6 protein-coding genes are annotated in these 20780 nt (G+C 60.4%); 4 read left to right on the forward strand and 2 right to left on the reverse strand.

Annotated features, from left to right (window positions below; translation table 11 throughout):
- Positions 1–274: 274 nt before the first annotated feature.
- The gene (locus tag QCE83_RS33880) at positions 275–1408 is read right to left on the reverse strand and encodes a hypothetical protein (RefSeq protein WP_309821107.1); all 1134 of its coding nucleotides are present in this window, start codon (positions 1406–1408) and stop codon (positions 275–277) included.
- A gap of 524 nt (positions 1409–1932) precedes the next feature.
- Here QCE83_RS33880 and glgX point away from each other — a divergent pair.
- From glgX to treY, 4 genes are all read left to right on the forward strand, one after another.
- Positions 1933–4158: a glycogen debranching protein GlgX gene (glgX, locus tag QCE83_RS33885; RefSeq protein WP_309821108.1), complete on the forward strand. Its 2226-nt coding sequence runs from the start codon at positions 1933–1935 to the stop codon at positions 4156–4158.
- A 76-nt stretch (positions 4159–4234) separates the two neighbouring features.
- On the forward strand, positions 4235–6154 hold the full coding sequence (treZ, locus tag QCE83_RS33890) for a malto-oligosyltrehalose trehalohydrolase (RefSeq protein WP_309821109.1): 1920 nt from the start codon (positions 4235–4237) through the stop codon (positions 6152–6154).
- Positions 6151–8307 carry a 4-alpha-glucanotransferase gene (gene malQ / locus QCE83_RS33895; protein ID WP_309821110.1) on the forward strand — a complete coding sequence of 719 codons (2157 nt, stop codon included), beginning with the start codon at positions 6151–6153 and terminating at the stop codon, positions 8305–8307. The genes treZ and malQ overlap by 4 nt, the downstream gene beginning before the upstream one ends.
- Positions 8308–8359: 52 nt before the next feature.
- A complete protein-coding gene (gene treY, locus QCE83_RS33900; RefSeq protein ID WP_309821111.1) occupies positions 8360–11302 on the forward strand; it encodes a malto-oligosyltrehalose synthase in 2943 nt (980 codons plus the stop codon).
- 46 nt (positions 11303–11348) lie between these two features.
- Here treY and QCE83_RS33905 read toward each other — a convergent pair whose 3' ends face one another.
- Entirely contained in the window at positions 11349–20627 is a 9279-nt protein-coding gene (locus tag QCE83_RS33905; RefSeq protein WP_309821112.1) for a hypothetical protein, read from the reverse strand.
- Positions 20628–20780: the final 153 nt, after the last annotated feature.

The following is a 20780-nucleotide window of genomic DNA, read 5'->3' on the forward strand; positions in this document are numbered from 1 at the left end:
GCTGTGTCGGTCAGTACGGCGCAGGGAGCGAGTCGGCCCCTTTCGGGACTGGTATCGGCGTCGGCATTCCTACGTGGTTCGGGATTGCCAATGTAGCCCTGTCGCATTCATTCGGCACGCGCTTCTCACGGAAGAGCGGTAATTTTTGTTTGCAGGCGGAGCGTCATTTCTTCGAGCGCGCTAGTTCCACCAAAGATTCTTCAGATGCGCGATGCAAATTCGGTCAGTATGCACGCGATCACGCTCGATCTCGTCAATGCACAACTCGATGCGATCATGCACGCATGCCCTCACCATCTTCGTTCTGGAAATGCTGCCAGAACAGATTTCCAAAGGGATCGGACAGATACCTGTTGTAGTCGGCGAAGAAGCGGTCGAGGGCTCCGGGATCGCGACTCAACATCGACAGGCCCTCTACCACGCACATGAAAGATTCCGCGTTTTCAACCATGTACGGCGAATGTTGAGTCAGCATATCGCTGAGCAGCGCACGTCGTCGGACGGGATTTGCCCAGATAGCCTCGAATCTTTTCAGAAGGGTGTCCCCCTGTTTCTTCGGCGCGCCTTTAAATCCGTGAGCCTCGCTTTCCAGCGTTGCCATATACACGAACAAGGTCTGCCTGAGCAAATCCGCGCTGACTCTTCTGGAACCCTTGCTTCTTATCTCGTGCGCCGCTAACAGGACCAGCCCAAGTACCGTGCGTCCCTCACGATTCATTGCTTGATATACCTCGAAACGGCACTCATCCGTTGCGTGTACGCTCTCATGAATCAATGTGGCACCCGAGCCATCAGCGAAATGCGCTGCGGAATCAGCATTCACTGCTCCCATTCCGTGTTGATAGGCTTTCATCAGATAAGCAGCGCCGAAAAGCCCGACCGGACGACGATGAAGCGTCAGGTCATCGCCTTCTCCCGTCGTGAAACAAGATGGGCGGCCACCCAATGCGACCGTCGACATGATGGAGTCTTCAAACTGCTGTTCATAGCGAATATCCTTCGATGGCCTGAGACTTTCCAGCACAAGCTTCGATGTACGGATCCGCGTTCTGAGTTGAGCAACAGCGGAGTCGCTGTGATCTCCAAAGAAGATATCCAGGAGGCGATTTCGCAACGTGCATGCGGCGGGATCGTCCAGCGCTTCCAGCGCCTGAGTGGTCATCGTGATGGCGTTGACTCGTGATATCCGGATGGCCGCCCGCATCTCACGAGCCGTGGCTTCACTGAGGTTCCAGGCCCGGTGGACGATTGGCTTGGAATCCATGTCGAAGTGGCCTGTCTCTTCGATTTTCGATGCCGGCCAGCCGATCAGCCAACGAACGATGCCCGGATAGTCGAACACGGGAAGGCCGGGGTCCTCGTCTTCACTCTGGTTGTCCAGAGCAAGGCCCGTATCGAGGTATTGCATGCGCGGCTCCGAAGCGCGTGACTTGCTCGAGGACGTCTTTGCGGGGATGCGAAGCAGATCTTGAAACCTTGGCATGACCTGGCCACTCCTGTAAGCAGGCTTTCACGGCAAGAGGTGAGGCGCACTCGCCGCGACGAAAGGGATCAGTCTCGATTTCAACGATGTTTGTAGAAAGCAAACGGCCGCTTCAGCCCCGGGGGAAAGGATCAGCATCGGGTTGGCTCCGCAGGGCTCTGCATCCGACGAGCCATGATAGAGGTCATCTACGCGCAGCATTCAACCGCGTCAGATCGGGATGACATTTTTAGCGTCGTTGCGCGCGCTGTTTCATGAAACGCACGACTCGGCATGAGCCTTTCCAGAAAGGTCCAATGACGTCGCGAGCCGGCACAAAAACGGCAGACCTCAATGTGTCCCGTCCAACGGACAAATTCTCCCGCTCAGGCGAAAATCGCTATGGCGCGTTTTTTGCCTTTCGTTACGCCAAGTTGTAAAGCCGCACGACAACCAAAAGGACAAGCCCCATGGCAAATGCACTCCCCGACAAGTTGCTCCCCGGCGCGCCCTATCCGCTGGGAGCCAACTGGGACGGACTGGGCGTGAACTTCGCAGTGTTTTCCTCCAACGCACATCGCATCGAACTGTGCCTCTTCGACAGCACAGGCCGCAAGGAACTCATGCGCTTCGACCTGCCCGAATGCACCGACGAGGTCTGGCACGGCTACCTCCCCGGCGCACACCCGGGCACCGTCTACGGCTTCCGCGCCCACGGTCCCTATCAGCCGCAGCAGGGCCATCGCTTCAATCCCCACAAGCTGTTGCTCGATCCCTACGCGAAGAAACTCGTCGGCCCCTGGCGCTGGTCGGACGCGCTGTTCGGTTATCGCGTCCATTCCAACCGGCTCGACATGTCGATGGACCGCCGCGATTCCGCGCCCGCCATGCCCAAATGCATCGTCACCGACGACGCCTTCGACTGGTCACGCGACGTCCGCCCCGACACGCCCTGGGGCGAAACCATCGTCTATGAAACGCATGTGCGCGGCACCTCCATGCTCCGCGACGACATCCGCCAGCACGAACGCGGTTCGTTCGCAGCGCTCTCGTCGCCATGGTTCATCGAACATCTGCAGAAGCTCGGCATCACGGCCGTCGAATTCCTGCCTGTGCACGCGTTCCTCAACGACCGCTTTCTCGTCGAACGCGGTCTCAAAAACTACTGGGGCTATAACACCGCGGCGTTCTTCGCGCCCGAGCCGTCGTATCTGTCGACACACCGGCTCAACGAGATGCGCATCGCCGTGCGCCAGTTGCACGCGGCAGGCATCGAAGTGATCCTCGACGTGGTCTACAACCACACCTGCGAAGGCAACGAACTCGGCCCGACCGTCTCATGGCGCGGCCTCGACAATGCCAGCTATTACCGCCTGATTCCTGGCGACGAACGCCATTACATCAACGAGACCGGCTGCGGCAACACCGTGAACCTGTCGCATCCGCGCGTGCTGCAGATGGTCATGGACTCGCTGCGCTACTGGAGCACGGCGTTCAACATTGACGGCTTTCGTTTCGATCTCGGCGTCACCCTCGGCCGCGAAGGCCATGGCTTCGATCCCGGCTCGGGTTTCTTCGACGCCATCCGCCAGGACCCGATCCTCTCCACCCGCAAGCTGATCTCCGAGCCATGGGACATCGGACCGGACGGTTATCAGGTCGGCAATCATCCGCCCGGTTTCGCGGAGTGGAACGACAAGTATCGCGACGGCGTGCGCCGCTTCTGGCGCGGCGACGCCGGCATGCGCCCGGATCTCGCCGCGCGGCTCACGGGATCGGCGGAACTGTTCAACCGGCGCTTTCGCAAGCCGTGGGCATCGGTCAACTTCGTGGCGTCGCACGACGGCTTCACGCTCGCCGATGTCACCGCCTACTCGCACAAGCACAACGAGGCCAACCAGGAAGGCAACAACGACGGCCACAACGAGAACTGCAGCGCGAACTGGGGCGTGGAAGGCGCGAGCGACGACCCCGCCCTGCTCGATGTCCGCGCCCGTCTCGCGCGCTCGATGATCGCGACGACCCTACTCTCGCTCGGCACGCCGATGATGCTCGGCGGCGACGAATTCGGCCGCACCCAGCGCGGCAACAACAACGCCTACTGCCAGGACAACGAGATCTCCTGGATCGACTGGGAAGCGGCGGCTCGACCGGAAGGCGTCGTGATGACGGAGTTCGTCGCGCGCGTTATTGCACTGCGAAAAAACTACCCGGTCCTGCGCGAAACGCGCTTTCTCTACGGCGATCGCGAGGTGCTCCCGGGTCTGTACGACGTCAGCTGGTTCGACGAACGCGGCAACGCGCTTGCCATCGAGGCGTGGCAGGATCCCGAGGGACGCGCGCTCACGCTGCGGCGCGCCGGGCCGGGCATCGACGGCGAGATCGACGTGCTGCTGCTGATGTTCAATGCATCGGCCCAACCGCTCACTTTCACTCCGCCCGCGCCGCACTTGGAATGGAATGTGCTCCTTGATAGCGCGGAACCTGACGCGATCACGCGGCCGCTCGTCGGCAGCGAAATGGAGGTGGCCGCACACAGCATCGTCGTGCTGTTGGCCGAGCCCACCGGCGAGGCGGACTGGCAGGCGGTATGGATGGCAGGCGCCCACCAGGGGCCGCGTCTCCTGACCGCGCTGCCGCCCGATCCCGGCACGATGTCCCCGCAACGCGCGCCAGAGTCCGATCCATCCCAGTGATACGCGGACCGTGCTGGAGCGCGAAACTTCGTCGTAACACCACTGCATTGCAGTCACGAGAACCAGGCAGGCAATCATGTCCGAAAGTCCGATCGATCCGCACAAGCATCAACATGCGTATTGCCTTCCTTTCGGCGCTCATTTGACGGGCGCCGCGCGCGAACATCCGCGCACGCGCTTTCGTTTTTGGGCGCCGTCCCGCGAGTCCGTACAAGTCGAGATCGAGCGCGCCGGCGGCGCGCCCGAGCAGATCGCCATGCAGCCCACCGGCGACGGCTGGTTCGAAGCAGAAGCCGATGGCGGCGCGGGCACGCTGTATAGGTACCGGCTAGACGAGAATCTGGCCGTGCCCGATCCCGCGTCGCGCTTTCAGCCTCAGGACGTACACGGGCCGAGCGAAGTGATCGACCCGCGCGCGTATCGCTGGACCCATACGAACTGGCATGGCCGGCCGTGGGAAGAGACAGTGCTGTACGAACTGCACGTCGGTGCGATGGGCGGCTATGCAGGCGTCACCGCGCGCTTGCCCGAACTCGCGCAACTGGGCGTGACGGCCATCGAACTGATGCCGCTCAACGACTTCTCCGGCAGCCGCAACTGGGGCTATGACGGCGTGCTGCCGTACGCGCCCGACTCGTCGTATGGCCGTCCGGACGAACTGAAGCAACTGGTCGATACCGCGCACGGCCTGGGACTGATGGTGTTCCTCGATGTGGTCTACAACCACTTCGGCCCGGACGGCAATTACCTGGATGCCTACGCGAAGACTTTCTTCCGCGAAGGCGTGCATACGCCGTGGGGGCCGGCGATCGACTTCGAACGGCCGCAGGTGCGCGACCTGTTCTTCGACAATGCCCTGTACTGGCTCAACGAATATCGCTTCGACGGCCTGCGCCTCGATGCGGTGCATGCGATCAACGACGACGAGTGGCTGCGCGAGTTGTCGCAACGCATCCGCAGTACGGTGGAGCACGGCCGGCATGTCCATCTCGTGCTGGAGAACGAACACAACACCGCGAACCTGCTGGAAACGCACTTCGAAGCGCAATGGAACGATGACGCGCATAACACGCTGCACGTGCTGTTGACGGGCGAGAGCGAAAGCTATTACGGCGCCTATACCGACCGTCCCATCGAGAAGCTTGCTCGGATTCTCACCGAAGGCTTTGCATATCAGGGCGATCCCTCGCCGATTCACGACGGCAAGCCGCGCGGCGAGAAGAGCGCGCATCTGCCGCCGACCCGCTTCGTGATGTTTTTGCAGAACCACGACCAAGTGGGCAACCGTGCGATGGGCGACCGCCTGCGCGCGTTGACTGACGACGAAGCGCTCTATGCGGCGACGGGCCTGTTGCTGCTTTCGCCGCAGATTCCGCTGCTGTTCATGGAGGAGCAATACGGCTCGACGCAGCCGTTCCTGTTCTTCACCGACTATCACGACCAGCTCGCCGACGCGGTGCGCGAAGGGCGTCGCAAGGAGTTCGCGAAGTTCTCCGCGTTCACCGATGAAAAGCGCCGCGCGCAGATTCCCGATCCGAACGATGTCAAGACCTTCGAGATGTCGTCGCCTCATGCGGTCAGCAACATCGCTATTTCCGCTCACAAACAGGATGAGGAAGACCGGCTCGCCTGGCTGCATTTCTATCGGTCGGCACTGACGGTGCGCGCGAAGCTCATCACGCCGCGTCTGAAGGGCGCCAAGGCGCTGGGCGCAACGGTGCTCGGCGAGAAAGCGCTGATCGCGCGCTGGAAACTCGGCGACGGCGAAACGCTCACGGTCGCACTGAACCTCGATGAAGCGCCCGTCGCGCTCGGCGAGATGCCGCAGGGCAAGGTGATCTTCGAGACGCCCGCGCGCGCGCAGGATCGCAGCCGCGACGGCGAACTCGGCGGCCGCACCTTCCTCGCGTGGCTGACCGGCGATGTGAACGAATACGCGATCGCGCATGATGCGCGCCATTTCGAACCGGCGTTGGCCGAAGGAAAAAAACTGTGAGCGCCGTCGACAAATCCGCTGCCGGTGCATCGAGCAGCATCGAGATCCTTGCGGCACGCGCCGGCTTCGAAGTCGAATGGCAGGACGCGCACAAGCAAATGCGGCGCGTGCCCGAAACCACGCTACGCATCCTGCTGGAAAAGCTCGGCCTGCCCTGCGGCAATGCCACGCAGATCAAGCAGAGCATGGCCGCCATCGATGCGGAAACGAGCGGCCGCAAGCTGCCGCCGCTCATCACGGCCGAAGTGGACCGTGCCATCGCGCTGCCGGTGTCGGCGGCGAAGTCGGGGGCGCGTTATCGGATCGAGCTTGAAAGCGGCGAAGTGATCGACGGGCGCTTCACGTCGCCGAAGGGCGAGACCGCGCTGCTCTCGCCGATCGCCGAGCCGGGATATCACACGCTCGTCATCAACGACCATCGCACGAAACTGGCCGTCGCGCCCGCGCGTTGCTATACGATCGACGACGCCTGGCGCGCGCTCGACGATGACGCTGACAGCGCGCCGCCGCTATGGGGCGTCGCGGCCCAGGTCTACGGACTGCGCCGCAATGGCGACGGCGGCATCGGCGATTTCACCGCCCTCGCCTCGCTCGCCACGCAGACGGCCCGGCGCGGCGGCCATGCGGTCGCCATCAGCCCGATGCACGCGATGTTCAGCGCCGAGCCGAACAAGTTCAGCCCCTATTCGCCGTCGTCGCGGCTGTTCCTCAACATCGCGCATGTCGATCCCGCTGCCGTGCTCGGCGCGCCCGCCGTGCGTGCCGCCATTGAACAACTCGGCCTCGCCGATGAACTCCGCGCGCTGGAAGGACTGACGCTGATCGACTGGCCGCGCGCCAGCCAGGCGCGCCTTTCCATTCTTCGTGCGTTGTTCGACACCTTCTCGCAGGACCACGATTCCGCCTTCGCGAAGGACTTCGCCGCATTCGTCGAGGAAGGCGGACGCCCGCTCGAAGATCACGCGCGTTTCGAGGCCTTGCAGGCCGCGCAACTCGCCGAGAACGGCGAAGGCCACTGGCGCAACTGGCCCGACGCGTTGCGCGATCCGCGCAGCGAAACGGTCGCCGAGTTCGCCAGCGCCAATCGCCGGGAAGTGGACTTCCATCTCTTCACCCAATGGCTTGCGGCGAAGGGCCTGCTGCATGCCCAGCACGCCGCGCGCGATGCAGGCATGGCCGTGGGACTGGTCGCCGATCTCGCCGTGGGCTGCGACAGCGCCGGCAGTCATGCATGGTCGTATCGCGATGAAATGTTGACCGGCGTCTCCGTGGGCGCGCCGCCCGACCTGTTCAACCAGGCGGGTCAGTCGTGGGGGCTCACCACGTTCTCGCCGCGCGCGATGCGCACGCAAGGCTTTTCCGCGTTCATCGACATGCTGCGCTGCGCGTTCAAAAGCGCAGGCGGCATCCGTATCGATCACATTCTCGGCCTGCGCCGCCTGTGGCTCGTGCCGGAAGGCGAAAGCGCGAAGGACGGCGCGTATCTGCGCTATCCGCTGGAAGACCTGTTGCGGCTGATCGCGCTGGAATCGTGGCGGCATCGCGCGATCGTGGTCGGCGAGGATCTCGGTACAGTGCCGCCCGGGTTCACCGAACGTCTCCAGGAACACGGCCTGCTGGGCATTCGCGTGCTGTGGTTCGAACGCGAAGTGGACGGCCCCGGTTTCAAGCCGCCGCGCGAATGGGACAGCGGCGTCACGGCGACGACCACGACGCACGATCTGCCGACGGTCGCCGGATGGTGGCGCGGCGAGGACATCGTGTGGCGCTCGAAGATCGGCCAGACGATGGCGCGAGCCGATGGCCGCGACGCAGTGGAAGTGGCGCTGGAAGAGCGTGGCGATGATCGCGAACATCTGTGGCGAGCGTTCCAGGACGCAGGCATTGCGCCCGCGGACGTCGATGCGCCCGACCTCGACAACGCGCCCGTTGACGAGGCGCTGGCCTTCGTTGCCGCGACGCCCGCGCCGCTCGTCACCTATCCGCTCGAAGACTTGCTGGCACTGGTGGAACAGCCCAACCTGCCCGGCTCCATCGACGAGCATCCGAACTGGCGCCGGCGGCTGACCCTGCCTGTGGATGAACTGTTTCTGGACGACACCTTCGCCGACCGGCTGCTTGCCGTCGATACCGCGCGCAAGCGTTCTGCCTAACCGAACGAACCCACTTCGCGAACGAACCCACTTCGAATCCGATCGACTCACCATGACCGTTCCGCGCTCCACGCTCAGGCTCCAGCTGCACAAGGACTTCACTCTCGACGACGCCGCCGCGCTCGTGGACTACTTCGCGTCGCTCGGCGTGAGCCATGCGTACGTCTCGCCGATCACGACCGCCACCGCCGGCTCCACGCATGGCTATGACGTCGTCGATTACACGCGGATCAATCCCGAACTCGGCGGCGAAGACGCGCTGCGCCGTTTTGTCGAGAAGCTTCGGGCGCATGACATGGGGCTCATCGTCGATATCGTGCCGAATCACATGGGCGTGGGCGGCTCGGAGAACGCATGGTGGCAGGACATCCTCGAATGGGGCCGGCACGCGGCGCACGCGCGCTTCTTCGACGTGGACTGGCATTCGCCGGACCCGGCGCTGCGCGGCAAGGTGCTCGCACCGTTCCTCGGCGCCTCGTATGGCGACGAGTTGCAGGGCGGCAAGATCAAGCTCGAATATCGCGCGGACGAAGGGCGCTTCGTGATCGCGTATTACTCGCACGCGTTTCCGGTGTGTCCGGTCGACTATCCTGTCGTGTTCCAGGAAGCGCCCGAACTGGCGCAGCGTTTCGCCGGCCTCACGACGCAACCCGCCGACCAGCCGCGCGCCGCCGATGCGCGCACGGCGCTCATCACCATTGCAGGGACCGAAGGCGGTCAGGCCGCGATCGAGGCGGTCCTCGCCGCCCATTCGCCCGACAAGCCGGCAGGCCGCGACCGTCTGCATCGCCTGCTGGAGCGCCAGCATTATCGGCTCGCGTGGTGGCGCACCGCCGCCGACGAAGTGAACTGGCGGCGCTTCTTCGACGTGAGCACGCTGGGCGGCGTGCGCGTCGAGCGTCCCGAAGTATTTGAGGCTTCGCATGCGCTGATCTTCCGGCTCTTCACCGAAGGGTTGATCGACGGCGTTCGCGTCGATCATGTGGACGGCCTCGCCGAGCCGCGAGAATATTGCCAACGTCTGCGCGCGCGGCTCGAAGAGTTGTCGGCGGCGCGGCCCGAGGCGTTGAGACACGGAAACGGACATACGTACTTCGTGGTCGAGAAGATTCTCGGACGCGGCGAACCGTTGCGGCGTGACTGGCAGGTGGACGGCACGACCGGCTATGACTTCATGAACGACGTTGGCGCGCTGCTGCACGATCCGGCCGGCGCCGAACCGCTTGCGGCACTGTGGGCCGAGCTCACGGGCAAGAGCGCGAACTTCGCGGATGAAGCGCTCAGTGCGCGCCGCAAGATTCTCGCCGAGAACCTTGCAGCCGAACTGGATCGCGTGACGCGCGCGTTGCACCGTATCGCGCGCGACGCGCAGAACACGCGCGATTTCACCTTTACGTCGATTCGCCGCGTGGTCGCGGAACTGGTCGTGTACTTTCCGGTGTATCGCATTTATCCGCTGGGCAGCGTGCGCACTGCCGAGGACGAGCGCTTCTTCTCGCAAGCGCTGGACGCTGCGCGCGCGACGCTCCCGCGCGCGGATCATGTCGTGCTCGATCAGGTCGCGCAATGGCTCGGCGGCAAGCTGCCCGACGAAGCGCCGCAGGAGGCGCGCGTCGAGCGTGGACGAGACCGCGCGGCTGAACGCAATCGTGATCGCGACCGGAATCATGCTCAAGCGCAAGGCCAGGCGCAGGCCGGGCAGAATGCGCAGCAGCCGTCGAGCGGCTCACAACGCCGCGCCGCCCAGACCTTGTTCTCGCAACTGACGTCGCCCGTGGCGGCGAAGGCGGTCGAGGATACGGCGTGTTATCGCTATGGCCGGCTCATTTCGCGCAACGAGGTAGGCGCGGATCCGGGCGAGTTTGCGTTGTCGGTCGCGGATTTTCATGCGGGCAACCAGGAACGATTCGCCGCGTTCCCCCACGCGATGCTGTGCACGGCCACGCACGATCACAAGCGCGGTGAGGACGTGCGCGCCCGCATCGCGGCGCTGAGCGAGATTCCGGCTGAATGGGCCGCGACGTTGCGGCAATGGTCCACGCTGAATACGCCGCTGCGACGCGGCGCGAATGGCGGGCTGGCCGAAACCGGCGACATCAATGACTGGGCCCCTGGTCCCGCTGCGGAAGCGATGCTGTATCAGACGCTCGTCGGTTGCTGGCCGCTTACGCTTGCGCCGGACGATGAAGCAGGCGTTCACGAGCTGGCTGAGCGTGTTGCACAGTGGCAGTTGAAGGCATTGCGCGAAGCCAAGCTGCGCACCAGCTGGTTCGCGCCAGACGAAGCCTACGAACAGGCGTGCAAGGACTTCCTGTTCGACATCGTGTCGCCGCAACGGCGCAATGGTTTCCTGCAGGAATTGTCGGCGTTCGTCGCCCGGCTTGGGCCGCTGGGCGCGGTGAACAGCTTCCAGCAAACGCTCCTGCGGCTGACGGCGCCCGGCGTGCCGGACCTGTATCAGGGCACGGAGCTATGGGACTTCAGCCTCGTGGATCCCGATAATCGCCGGCCCGTCGATTTCGATCTGCGGCGCAAGTGGCTGGCGGAGATCGAGGAGAAAGGCGCGCCTTCGGAGCAGATCAGCAACTGGCGCGATGGGCGCGTCAAGCTGGCTGTCGTGCGGCGCGCGCTCGCATTGCGCAAGCATTGCGAGTCGCTATTCGCACAGGGCGAGTACATCCCGCTCGAAGTTACGGGCGCACAGGCCGGTCATGTGATCGCGTATGCGCGGCATGCGGGAAGCGCGTTTGCGGTTGTCATCGCGACGCGGCTCGCGGCGCCTTTGCTCGATGCGGATGCAGACGTGCCGCTGGTCGCAGCAGAGCGCTGGGGCGATACGGCTATCGTGCTGCCGGAAGCGCTGCACTCGCGAGCGTTGTTCGACTGGCTGAGCCCGAATGCGCCGAAGGCCGAAGGCGCGCAACTTCTGGTGCGCGATGCATTGGGCGCGTTGCCGGTGGCGTTGCTGGTGGAGGAAGGCGTGCCCCGGCCTTGAGCATGTCATGGCGCGCGCGATGCCGGCCGAGGCATCGTGCGGCAGTTCATGCCGAGGGATCTTTCTTGTACCACTTCCACAGCAGTTGCTCACCGGGCTTCGACTGCGCGACGCGGGTCGTGAAGTCCTCGAATCGCGGCGGATCCGCGTTGATGTCGTTCAGCACGATAACAAGGAACGAGAACAGATCGGGGTCCGCTGCCCTTGCCGCGGTGGCGCTCTCTCCCCTAGCAGGCGTTCGTTGCGCTTGCAAGAGGCTGGAGATGTCGACGCCTACTTCGTCTCCGGTAATGTCCCATCCTCGCGCACCCGCGTTGACAAAGGCTGCCAAAGGTCGTGCTTCCAGCGGTTGACCTTCGAACACGAACAGGTTGTATGTCAGCGACAGCTGATCGAAGAACAGTTGTCTCTCTTCGGTAAAGAGCTTCGGCAAACTGTCCTTGGCGGCCGTCATCAACTCACCCCACTTCTGGACAACCCGCATGTTCCTGGTGGTTGCGATAAATCCTTCGCGGATAACGCTTCGGCAGAATTCATTCATTCGAACCAGACGGGCCGTAACGTCGAATGTATAGTTCGATGAGAAGAAGTTATCGGGCCGCATGGCCAGCGGTATGACGTCATTTCGTGTGGCGTACTGGAACGTTCCGGAATCTTCTGGCTCTTTGATGAATCCCGGGCCTGTTATGGCATCCGCCCGTTGGTTGTGTTCCGCATTCACATCCCGCCGATTTATTCCGGCGGCGGAATCATACGTCTGTGCGATGTCAAAGGCCGAACCCGGCATGGCGGAGAGCCTGCTTCCTTTGCTGTCGCCCAGGAAGGCCACATCGACTGAAACGCTTATCTCACTCAAGAATTCGATGATATTCGAGAGGTTGTTTGCGAAGCTACGGATCGTCGTCTGACTGGCGTCGCCCCAGAATATCTCGAAGACCCGTTTCACCTTCGCCTGGATGTCTTCACTCTCGCTCGTTGCAACCCTGCGCGCCCCACGCAAAACGTCGAGTGCATCGCGCTTTGCAACGCGCAGGTCAGTCACCATGATCCTTGCCTCCGGCGACGTCCGGTTGAGGCCGGCGCCTGTCCAAGTCGGCGAAACGGCCCCTACTCCGGTTCCCGGTGAAGTGCTTTGGACCCAGTCAGCAAACCTGCGGCGGAAATACGAAGCGAGCGGCGCGGAAGAATTGTCTTGCGTGGCCAGATCGAGATTCGTGTCCCAGTTGATTGCATAATAGAACTCTCCGACCTTGATGTAGTAAACCGCGCGCGCTTGCTCGTTGCCTCCATACGTCAGCTCGGACCGGTAGAGGAAGGGCCCGACTCGCTGGAGCCCTTCGCGGGGCTTAACAGGCATTTTTTCGAGAGTCACAATACTCGGTGGCAGAACGGCATTTTGCAGAAACCCTTTGAGAGAACGCGTATCTGAAAACCACTCGAGAACGGGGCGACGTGCGATGGGCCATTTGTGCTTGAAGATCAACCCTCTGAAGTCGAGCGTAAAGGGGTTCAGCGGAAACGTGAAAGGGAAGAACAGTTCATATATCAGAGTCAGGAATTCCAGGCCAAGTTTCCCAATCGATTTGAGTGGAATCTGACTAGCTGTATGGGCGATCAACTTTCGCCCACGCAGACCCGTGTGTACACCCAGTTTCCATTTTTTGACCAGATGAAGGTCCTTCACGATTTTAGCGGACGAACGCAACCATGGAACGCCAGCAAACATAACGGTTGTTGCATCGACGAGGATCGAAAATGGATCGATCTTGTAGTTCTGATCGAGGTCAGATTTTCTGATCTCGCTGTAAAACACGACGAAGAAGCCAATCCATTTATCCCTCGGCGAAAGCTCGAGCATGGAAGAATATAGCTGGTCGACCACGGCGTTCAGATCCTTCTCGTTCTCCTTGAGGAGATAAGGCACAAGTTCGCTGCTGATGAAAGCGTCAGCGGGAGGGCTGATTTTCGCCGTCGTCGTGAATAGTCTGAGGTCCATGCGCACCTTGGGCGCCACGTTCACGACGATAGTCCTGACTGTCCCAAAATAAATGTTTGGGCCTCCAGGCACGATGGTCAGATCGGAAAGCGCGTCGAGAATGTAGGGCAGAAATGCCGTCAGAGCAGCGCTGTAGTCCTTGACCACGTCAGAGGAACCGGGCGTTTCCGGCAGCCACTCCATCCCGGTATACCAGTTCTTTACTTCCTTGACGGCCTTGTCTTTCGCTTTTGACGACAGTTCTGTTACCGTCGGATCCTTCACGAACATGTAGAACAGACACGAATCGTCACTTAGCTGAATGAAATGCACTCGCGCAGTCGCTCCAACATGATAGATGTCGAGATTAACGATCGCCGTGATGTCATACATTCTTTCGAATCGAAGCTGAACGTTCTCCAAGCCCGTCTTGACCATCACTCCCGCGTCGTACGAGAGTGACGTTGCTCTGTACTCGTCAAACTGCTTGAGATAGCCTTCGTATCGTTCGTCTCCCGAGCCAAACTGCGATGACGGCCTGATTTCCGCCATCGAAAGGTATGGAGCAGGTTTGTCGGGAAGAAAGGCGAAGGGGTGCAAGGACCGGCTTCTCTCAAGGAAGGTAGCGCGCAAGTCCTCGTAGCCGTTCCCCCGCATTGTTCTAACGCTTTGAGAGGTCGTACTGATTGCATAGATGCTCATTGCCAGGAAAGCGAGATCCGTAGTAACGAGTTCGATTCGATTCGGATCTTCCTCGTAGACGATCTCCGCCGCGGCATGGATACAGTCCGTCAGGTCGGTATAGCGGCCTTTGGGTATGATCCTTTTGCTTTCAATTCGTGAGCCGACCGCGCTGATCAATTCCTGGAATCTCGAAGCTTCAGAGAATCGCAGCCATAGGTAATATCTCGCGGATTCTGTCTCCGCACTGGCCGTGTCCTTGGGGACGCCAGCTTTTCCGCCCCGCTGAGCGTCAAGCGCGAGTTCCGCGAGCGCGCCCGAATACTGAGCCCAAAGCATCCGTTGATTGATTGCATAATCATCTGTGGCCCAGTCGATCGGAAACGCGTATTTCTCCTCAAAATTCTTTCCTTTTACGATGCCGGCCTGATAGGCATCAAAGATTCGCTTGTAAAGCGTAGGAGATCCCAATTTATCGCGCCGATCCCGCAATAGCTTCTTCTTGTCGTCCAGGCGCGCTTGTTGTTCTTTTAACCAGGCGAGGTACTCTTCCGCCCAATACCAGTCATGTGTCAGATCGTTCCATTTGAGCAACCAGTCGAGCACGAGCTTGAAAAACGCCGGGATTTTGCGCACTGACGGCTTGCCGCCAAGCACATACAGGGTATCTGTATAAAAAACCTTGTCCGCGTTATTCTTGATCGCAGTTGTCCCCTCGATTGCCGTCAAGATCATTGACTTTTGATCATTGATTCGCTCCAGCTCCGCGTCGATGTCTTCGATCGCATTGATCGAGTTCGTGGATTCGGACGCGTCGTCCATGATCGAGTCTTCAATGCTTTCCGCGAAGTCATCTTGCATGACCATTCTGCTCAACTGCCCGAGAACTTCGGGCGAGAACTCCAGCAGCAACTCTCCGGATCTGACTTCACGTGCAAAGAAGGCAAACAGCTGTGCGATCAGTATCATGACGGACCGCCATTTTTCGCTCTTGCCCGAAGATCGGTATTCCGCTTCCAGGCGGCTCAGGCACGCTGAGAAGAGTTCCATCGTTTCAGTCGGGTCCCTCAACACCGGATCGACCCACCTCTCTTCAGCCTCCCGGATCACCCTGACTCCCACATCGCCGTGCGCCATCACGATTCTCAGGCACTCAGCGAACCAGGAAGGCGCCGACTCCCCCTCCCATTTCAGCGCCCAGTGTTCGTCGTCGAGACGCAAGATCACGTCGTAATGGCTTCCATCGCGGAACGACGCACCCAGCACTCCCTCGGAATGGGTCCTCCATTGGAATGGCCAATATCTCCCCCCGAGGAACATCAGCAGGTCGGACCGGCCGTCCAGAAGATCGTAGTACAAGCTCCCGTCCTGCCCTTGCTGCTGGCCTTCAGCGCCGTAAGACCTGCCACTGCTGAATGTATGCGCCAGTTCCGACAATACGACCGAAGCCGATGTGTTGCTTGCCGCGGAAGGGTTGCGCATGCCGTCCAGCGCCTTTTCATTGTTCAGCACAGACGGAAGCAGCCCTTCTGTCTTGCTGAAAACCACATACAAAAGGCGCTTCTGGCCTTCGTAGTTGTATTCGAAGTGTCCGTGATGCGTCAGATCCCGGCTGGCAAAAGCACCGCCGTCATGATTCGCTTCTTCCAGGTCGAGCGGCCAATATTTTTCATTCTTGAAATAGTAGTATTTCTTAGTGACATCGAAATACCCTCTGCTTTCGGTCACCCAGTAAACTTGATGCCCCAGAATTTTCGGGCTTGGGCCAACGATATGCCATGCAACTGCATCCGTTTTCGAGAATCTGCGCTCGATAACCTGGTCAACGAGGCTCTTTCTGGAAGGCACCAACAGCGGTTCGATCTTCGAGCTATAACACGCGTTGAACTTGAGGAAAGTATCAAGAGAATCGAATATGATCACTTCCCCATTCGCGAAAACCGCGGGCATCCAACCCCGTCTCTTATCGTAGACAAACAGCGCTCTGGAATCGGGCTCTGTTCTGTAAGTCACGTATCCAGCGGCGGTGTAGTTCCCTTTCAAATCCGCGCCGACATCAGGGATCTTCCACCATTTCAGACGCCAATACTTTTCGTCTACTTTCACCATATAGCCAGCACGCGGCGTGTAGAACACGCGTTTTGGATCTTCAACGTTCCTTCTGAAGAGTTTGTTGTCATCCGGATAGGTTGCCGCGGGATCCATTTTTTGCAGAAATGCGGTCAACCACCAACTCGGCGCCCTTCTTTGGTCTTGAGAATTGAAACGTTCGACGTAGCGCAGAGGCGCTTGCGGTGTCGTCTCCGGGTAGGTGCCACCGTGCTCCCACTCCTCAGCTAAACGCCATCCCAATGATTCCGAATAGACCACCTCTTTGACATCGTCCGCAGTCGGCAGAAGACTTGCTGAGTACCTAATCGAAGGTTCCATCCCGGAAAGAATCCGATCAAAGCCAACGCGCTGCAGTTCGACGATCGCCCATAACTTTTCTTCGACGTTGATGTAATACTCGCCGTCAGCATAGACGCAAAGTACGTCGTCAATGGTGCACGGCATGTTGACGCGCCTGTCACCGACGTTCGACTCACGACGAGTATCCAGATACTTCGCGAGCGCAGAGCGACCTTGCTCCGAATTCGTTCCTCCCACCGCGCGTTTTGCCACCTGATGCGCTGTTGACGAACCGGCTGGCGACTCGGCAACGGGTTGCTTCGGCAGATTCACCGCGTCCTGTTCCCGTCGAAGCCACGTGCGCGCCCACGATTCGAGGACTACCACTCCTCCTGATACCAGAAGCACCATGCCGGCGATCTGCGGGAAACGGTCGTACTTCCCGCCCCTTGGTACAGCTTCAGGCTCAGCGGCGACTGGAAGCTCGACAACGTGATGACCGTCAGCGCTCATTGGCACTAGAGCGATGGCTTCGCCGGATTCCGTCCGGGCGTCATTCGAGTCCGCAGGCACGTTTCGTCGAAGCTGGAATGGCGATCGTGACGTGTACCAGTAATAGATCAACGCGAGAAGGCCCAGCACGGCAAGGCCCGATCCAATAGACGTTCCGGTCCACGGCCCGGCCGGCTGCTCCAGTGCTCCAACCGCCGCTTTGAGTTGTTCACACGTCAGCTGGAAGTTGGAGAGCTGATATTTGAGTGATTCAATCTCCGCAAACGGATAGGTGCCTGCCTCGATGATGTCCAGTAGCGCCTTGACTTCTCGCGCCAGATACTCGGCCTCGAAGGCTGCCATTTCGCTTTCCAGTGCATCGGTATCAGCTGTGCCGCCGTGCATCTTGTGCATGCCGGTGATGAACCACTGCCCCTCGCGGAACGCGATGGCAGGCCCGGTCATACGTCCAGTCTCCTCCAATGCCCCTGGCTTTATTAAACGCAATATCTCGGACCCGCCATCGAATACGATGCCAAAGGTTCTTTCATCCACCCTGATGTAACGCCTGGCGTCTTGATGGTAAATGCCGCGGGCATCCGTAATCGCCCTGTCGGCCTCCGACAACTGGACCTCATGATTCTCGTATTCGACCGCCAAGGGCGAATCGATCAGGCGAACCTCGGTGAACTGCGCACCACGTAGCCGCGCAAGCACGTTTCTGATCACCGGTATTGCCGCGAAGCTCTGCGCCATTTGCTGGAATAGGGGTCCGGCAGCCGCGCCGGCCTTCGGGGCCAATGCAAGCCAGGCTGCATGCAGCGAGTCCGCCTGGGCCTGAGCAACGTCCAGGCGAGCGTCGACGTCGCTCCTGACGTCGTGCCCGGTTCGCTCGGAGAACCCGAACTCGACAAGACGGTGGAACCCGCCCCTGAGCGAAGTCGCGATCTGGCCTGCCAGCGCCCGTCTCAAGCGAAGGACAGAAGGCGCATTGCTTTGCGCCAGCATCGGGCTCAGCGCGACGCTCCACTCTAGCCACGAATCCGCCTGAGGAAGTTCGTGCTTCAATAGCTTGCGCGCCTCATCGAGGTCAGGAAGCAGTGGAGCAAGCGTAGCCAGCGGTCCGGCCCAGTCATATCCCAGTCCGCGCAGTGTTGCGAGCGTGGCCGTAAGCGCCTGGCTGCGTTCAGTGCGTTTAGAAGCGTCTGCGCGTATCAGAAGATAAACGTCCAGAGCGAGATGGATCTCCCAGACACGACTGCCAATCTGCTGCACGATGCCCGCGCCCGTGCGTATCAAGCCTGATAGCGCTGGAGAATCGACGGCGAAACGCCTGGCGTTCTCCACGAATTCCGCCGCGCTCGGACTGGCGCTGAGGAGGGTTCGTGCAAGCGCCCTCGCGATGTTTTTGCACGACTGTCGATTGGCGGTCGTCAGATGTTCCGTGAAGGCGCCCGGCAATTTCTTCATCATCGGTGCGAGAAGAACCGAATACAGCGCGTCCGCAAGCACCGCCACGGCTGGATTGGCTCCCCCAAGGTATCTCGCGGCCGCACTTCGAGAGACGTTGTCCAATGCCTTGACCACTGCCTCCATGGTGCAGCGGCGCGTTGCTTCGTCTTCGTCGGTCAAGGCGAGACCAAGGCCGATGCCCTGCTCAACCACTGTTCCGATACCGTAAGCAACCGTGCTCTCCATGTGGAACAGACTGGCGGACAAAGCCTGTTGCGCAGCCCCAAGCCCCTCACGCGAGCACAGCACGGAACGAATGTTGGAGAATGCCAGGTTATCGCCGTTGATCAGCGGCAAGAAGCGCTTCAATAGCGTGATCACCGCATCGTTCTGGGACACGAGGCTTCGCCAGCGCGTCACCATCTCCTCGTTCGCGCCGATCAGCTTGTGCAGCGTGTCGGCATCGACCAGATGCTCGCGCAGCCATGTGCGCTGGCTGTCCCAGGATCCTGTCGCCGGAAAGGCGCTGATCTGCTGATACAGCCTCACGGCATTTTGCGTCGTGTCCTTGTACTGAACAGGCACGCCCGACAGGATCAACTTCTCCGCTTCAGGATGAGCAAGCCATCTGAACAGTGCGTTCAGCTTTCCTGCCGTCGATCCGACGGGCTCCAGCGATTGCAGTATCGAGTCCGCCAAGCCCGAAAGCCGTTCAAGCGTCTCTGACAAGGCGGTCCCTTCGCTTCGCATGTTCATGAGTTCACTCACGAACGTTTCGAACGTAGCGTCGCGATGAACCAGCTTTTCGAGCAGCCCTACGATGTCCAGCGCCTGTGCCATCGTTCCGATCACGCGTGCGCTATGCCTGCTTGCATCAGCACCCAACGACCGCTGCACGAATGGATTCCCTGTCAGCCTCTTCAACGCATGCAGCGCCTCCGTGATTTGCTTCAGCATGCGCCGCTTCGAGTCCATTGAACCGAATGAGAGCGCAACCGATAGTTTGTCCAACATGTCGGTCACGTCCGCGAGCGACGCGCGGAATTCCTCCGGAATCTGCGGGGTCTTCGATATCAGACGAGAAATCTCTCTGAGCTTCTGCCGCAGCGGCTCGTCGCTTTGCACGATCGACATCAGGCGTCCATAAACCCCCTGTCCCGTGCCGAAGCTTTCGTTCAGCCCTGCGAGCATCTCCGTCGCCGTCTTGAGCGATTCCACGAGCGTTTCGCCCAGCAGTGGTTTCAGTGAGCGCAGATTCAGCACCTTGCTGACTTGTGCCAGTGCGTCGTTTGCATTTCTGGCTTCGAGCGTTGCCCCCAGAATCATGCGGAGCTCCATCAGATCGCCATACCATTGGCCCACCTGGGATGCGGTATCGAGGAGCGAATCCAGCGGGGCGGAAAGGCCTCGCATGTCGATCAATCCCGCGGACACCAGCTTCTGAATCCTCGATAACCCCTCCGTGACGCTGCGAACCTGACTCAGCTCGTCAAAGCGCAGCAGCAAGGAGTCGACCTTGGCTTGATAGGCTCGCAACTCTTCACTCGAGCGAGGCAAGGCGTGAAGGAAGTTCCGCAAGGGTTGCGGGAGTCGGAATGCGTTGTTATCCAGGATGAACTGGATGGCGGCGATCATCTCGAGACCGCTGCTTTCGGCTGATGACAGCTCGCGCTTGAAGTGCCGGATAGCCTGATGAGATGCCGTGAACTGCTCTTGAGCCGCGCTTGCGTAGTCAAGCCACTTCCGGAAACTGTCTGGCAGGTAAGCGACCGCGCTTTTGCACTTCCGCAACTCCGTCACGATGAGTCCGGGCTTGTCATACCACGCCAGATCTGAATCGTTGATTCGTTTGCAGATCGCGTCGCACAGAGTCCAGATCTGGTCAACGTGTTCGAGTGCGCCGCATGTCGCTTTGACTTTCGATTGCACCGTTTCAGGAAGCAAACGCTCGCACTTGCGCAAGAATGCAATCAGGTCACTGAGTATTTCATGCCATTCCTTCTTGTCCGATGTACGAATGCGCGCAAGCATTCGTTTCAGATCAGCGTAAGCGGCTTCCATCTCGCGATAGTTCGCAAACAGCGCCGACACCACCTCGAAGGCCATCTGCCCGGCCAGGGGCGTCAGGACCTCGATGAAGCCGCCCGGCCCGGACGCCAGCGCTTCATCGCTGCCTTCTTCAAGCTCTTCCACGGCTTCGCCATAGGTATTCGACAGCTTGCCGAGCTCATCACGCGCTTCACGTTGAGAACCGTTCCGATGCCTGCCGCCGCGAGATCTGAAAGCGCTTGAATCGTTTGGGGTTGTTGCTTCATCGACCTGGGCACGCAGCATAAAATGATTTCCTACGCAGAAGATAAGACGGCACAATCCGCGCGGGCATTACGCAGACGCGGCAAACATGTAATCAGGGAGAGACCAGCGTCAGATCGCTGTGAGCGATTCGTGAAGAACCGCGAAAATCTGTGCAATGCCGGTCGGATTATT

It is taken from the genome of Caballeronia sp. LZ034LL (assembly GCF_031451215.1).
GTDB lineage: Bacteria > Pseudomonadota > Gammaproteobacteria > Burkholderiales > Burkholderiaceae > Caballeronia.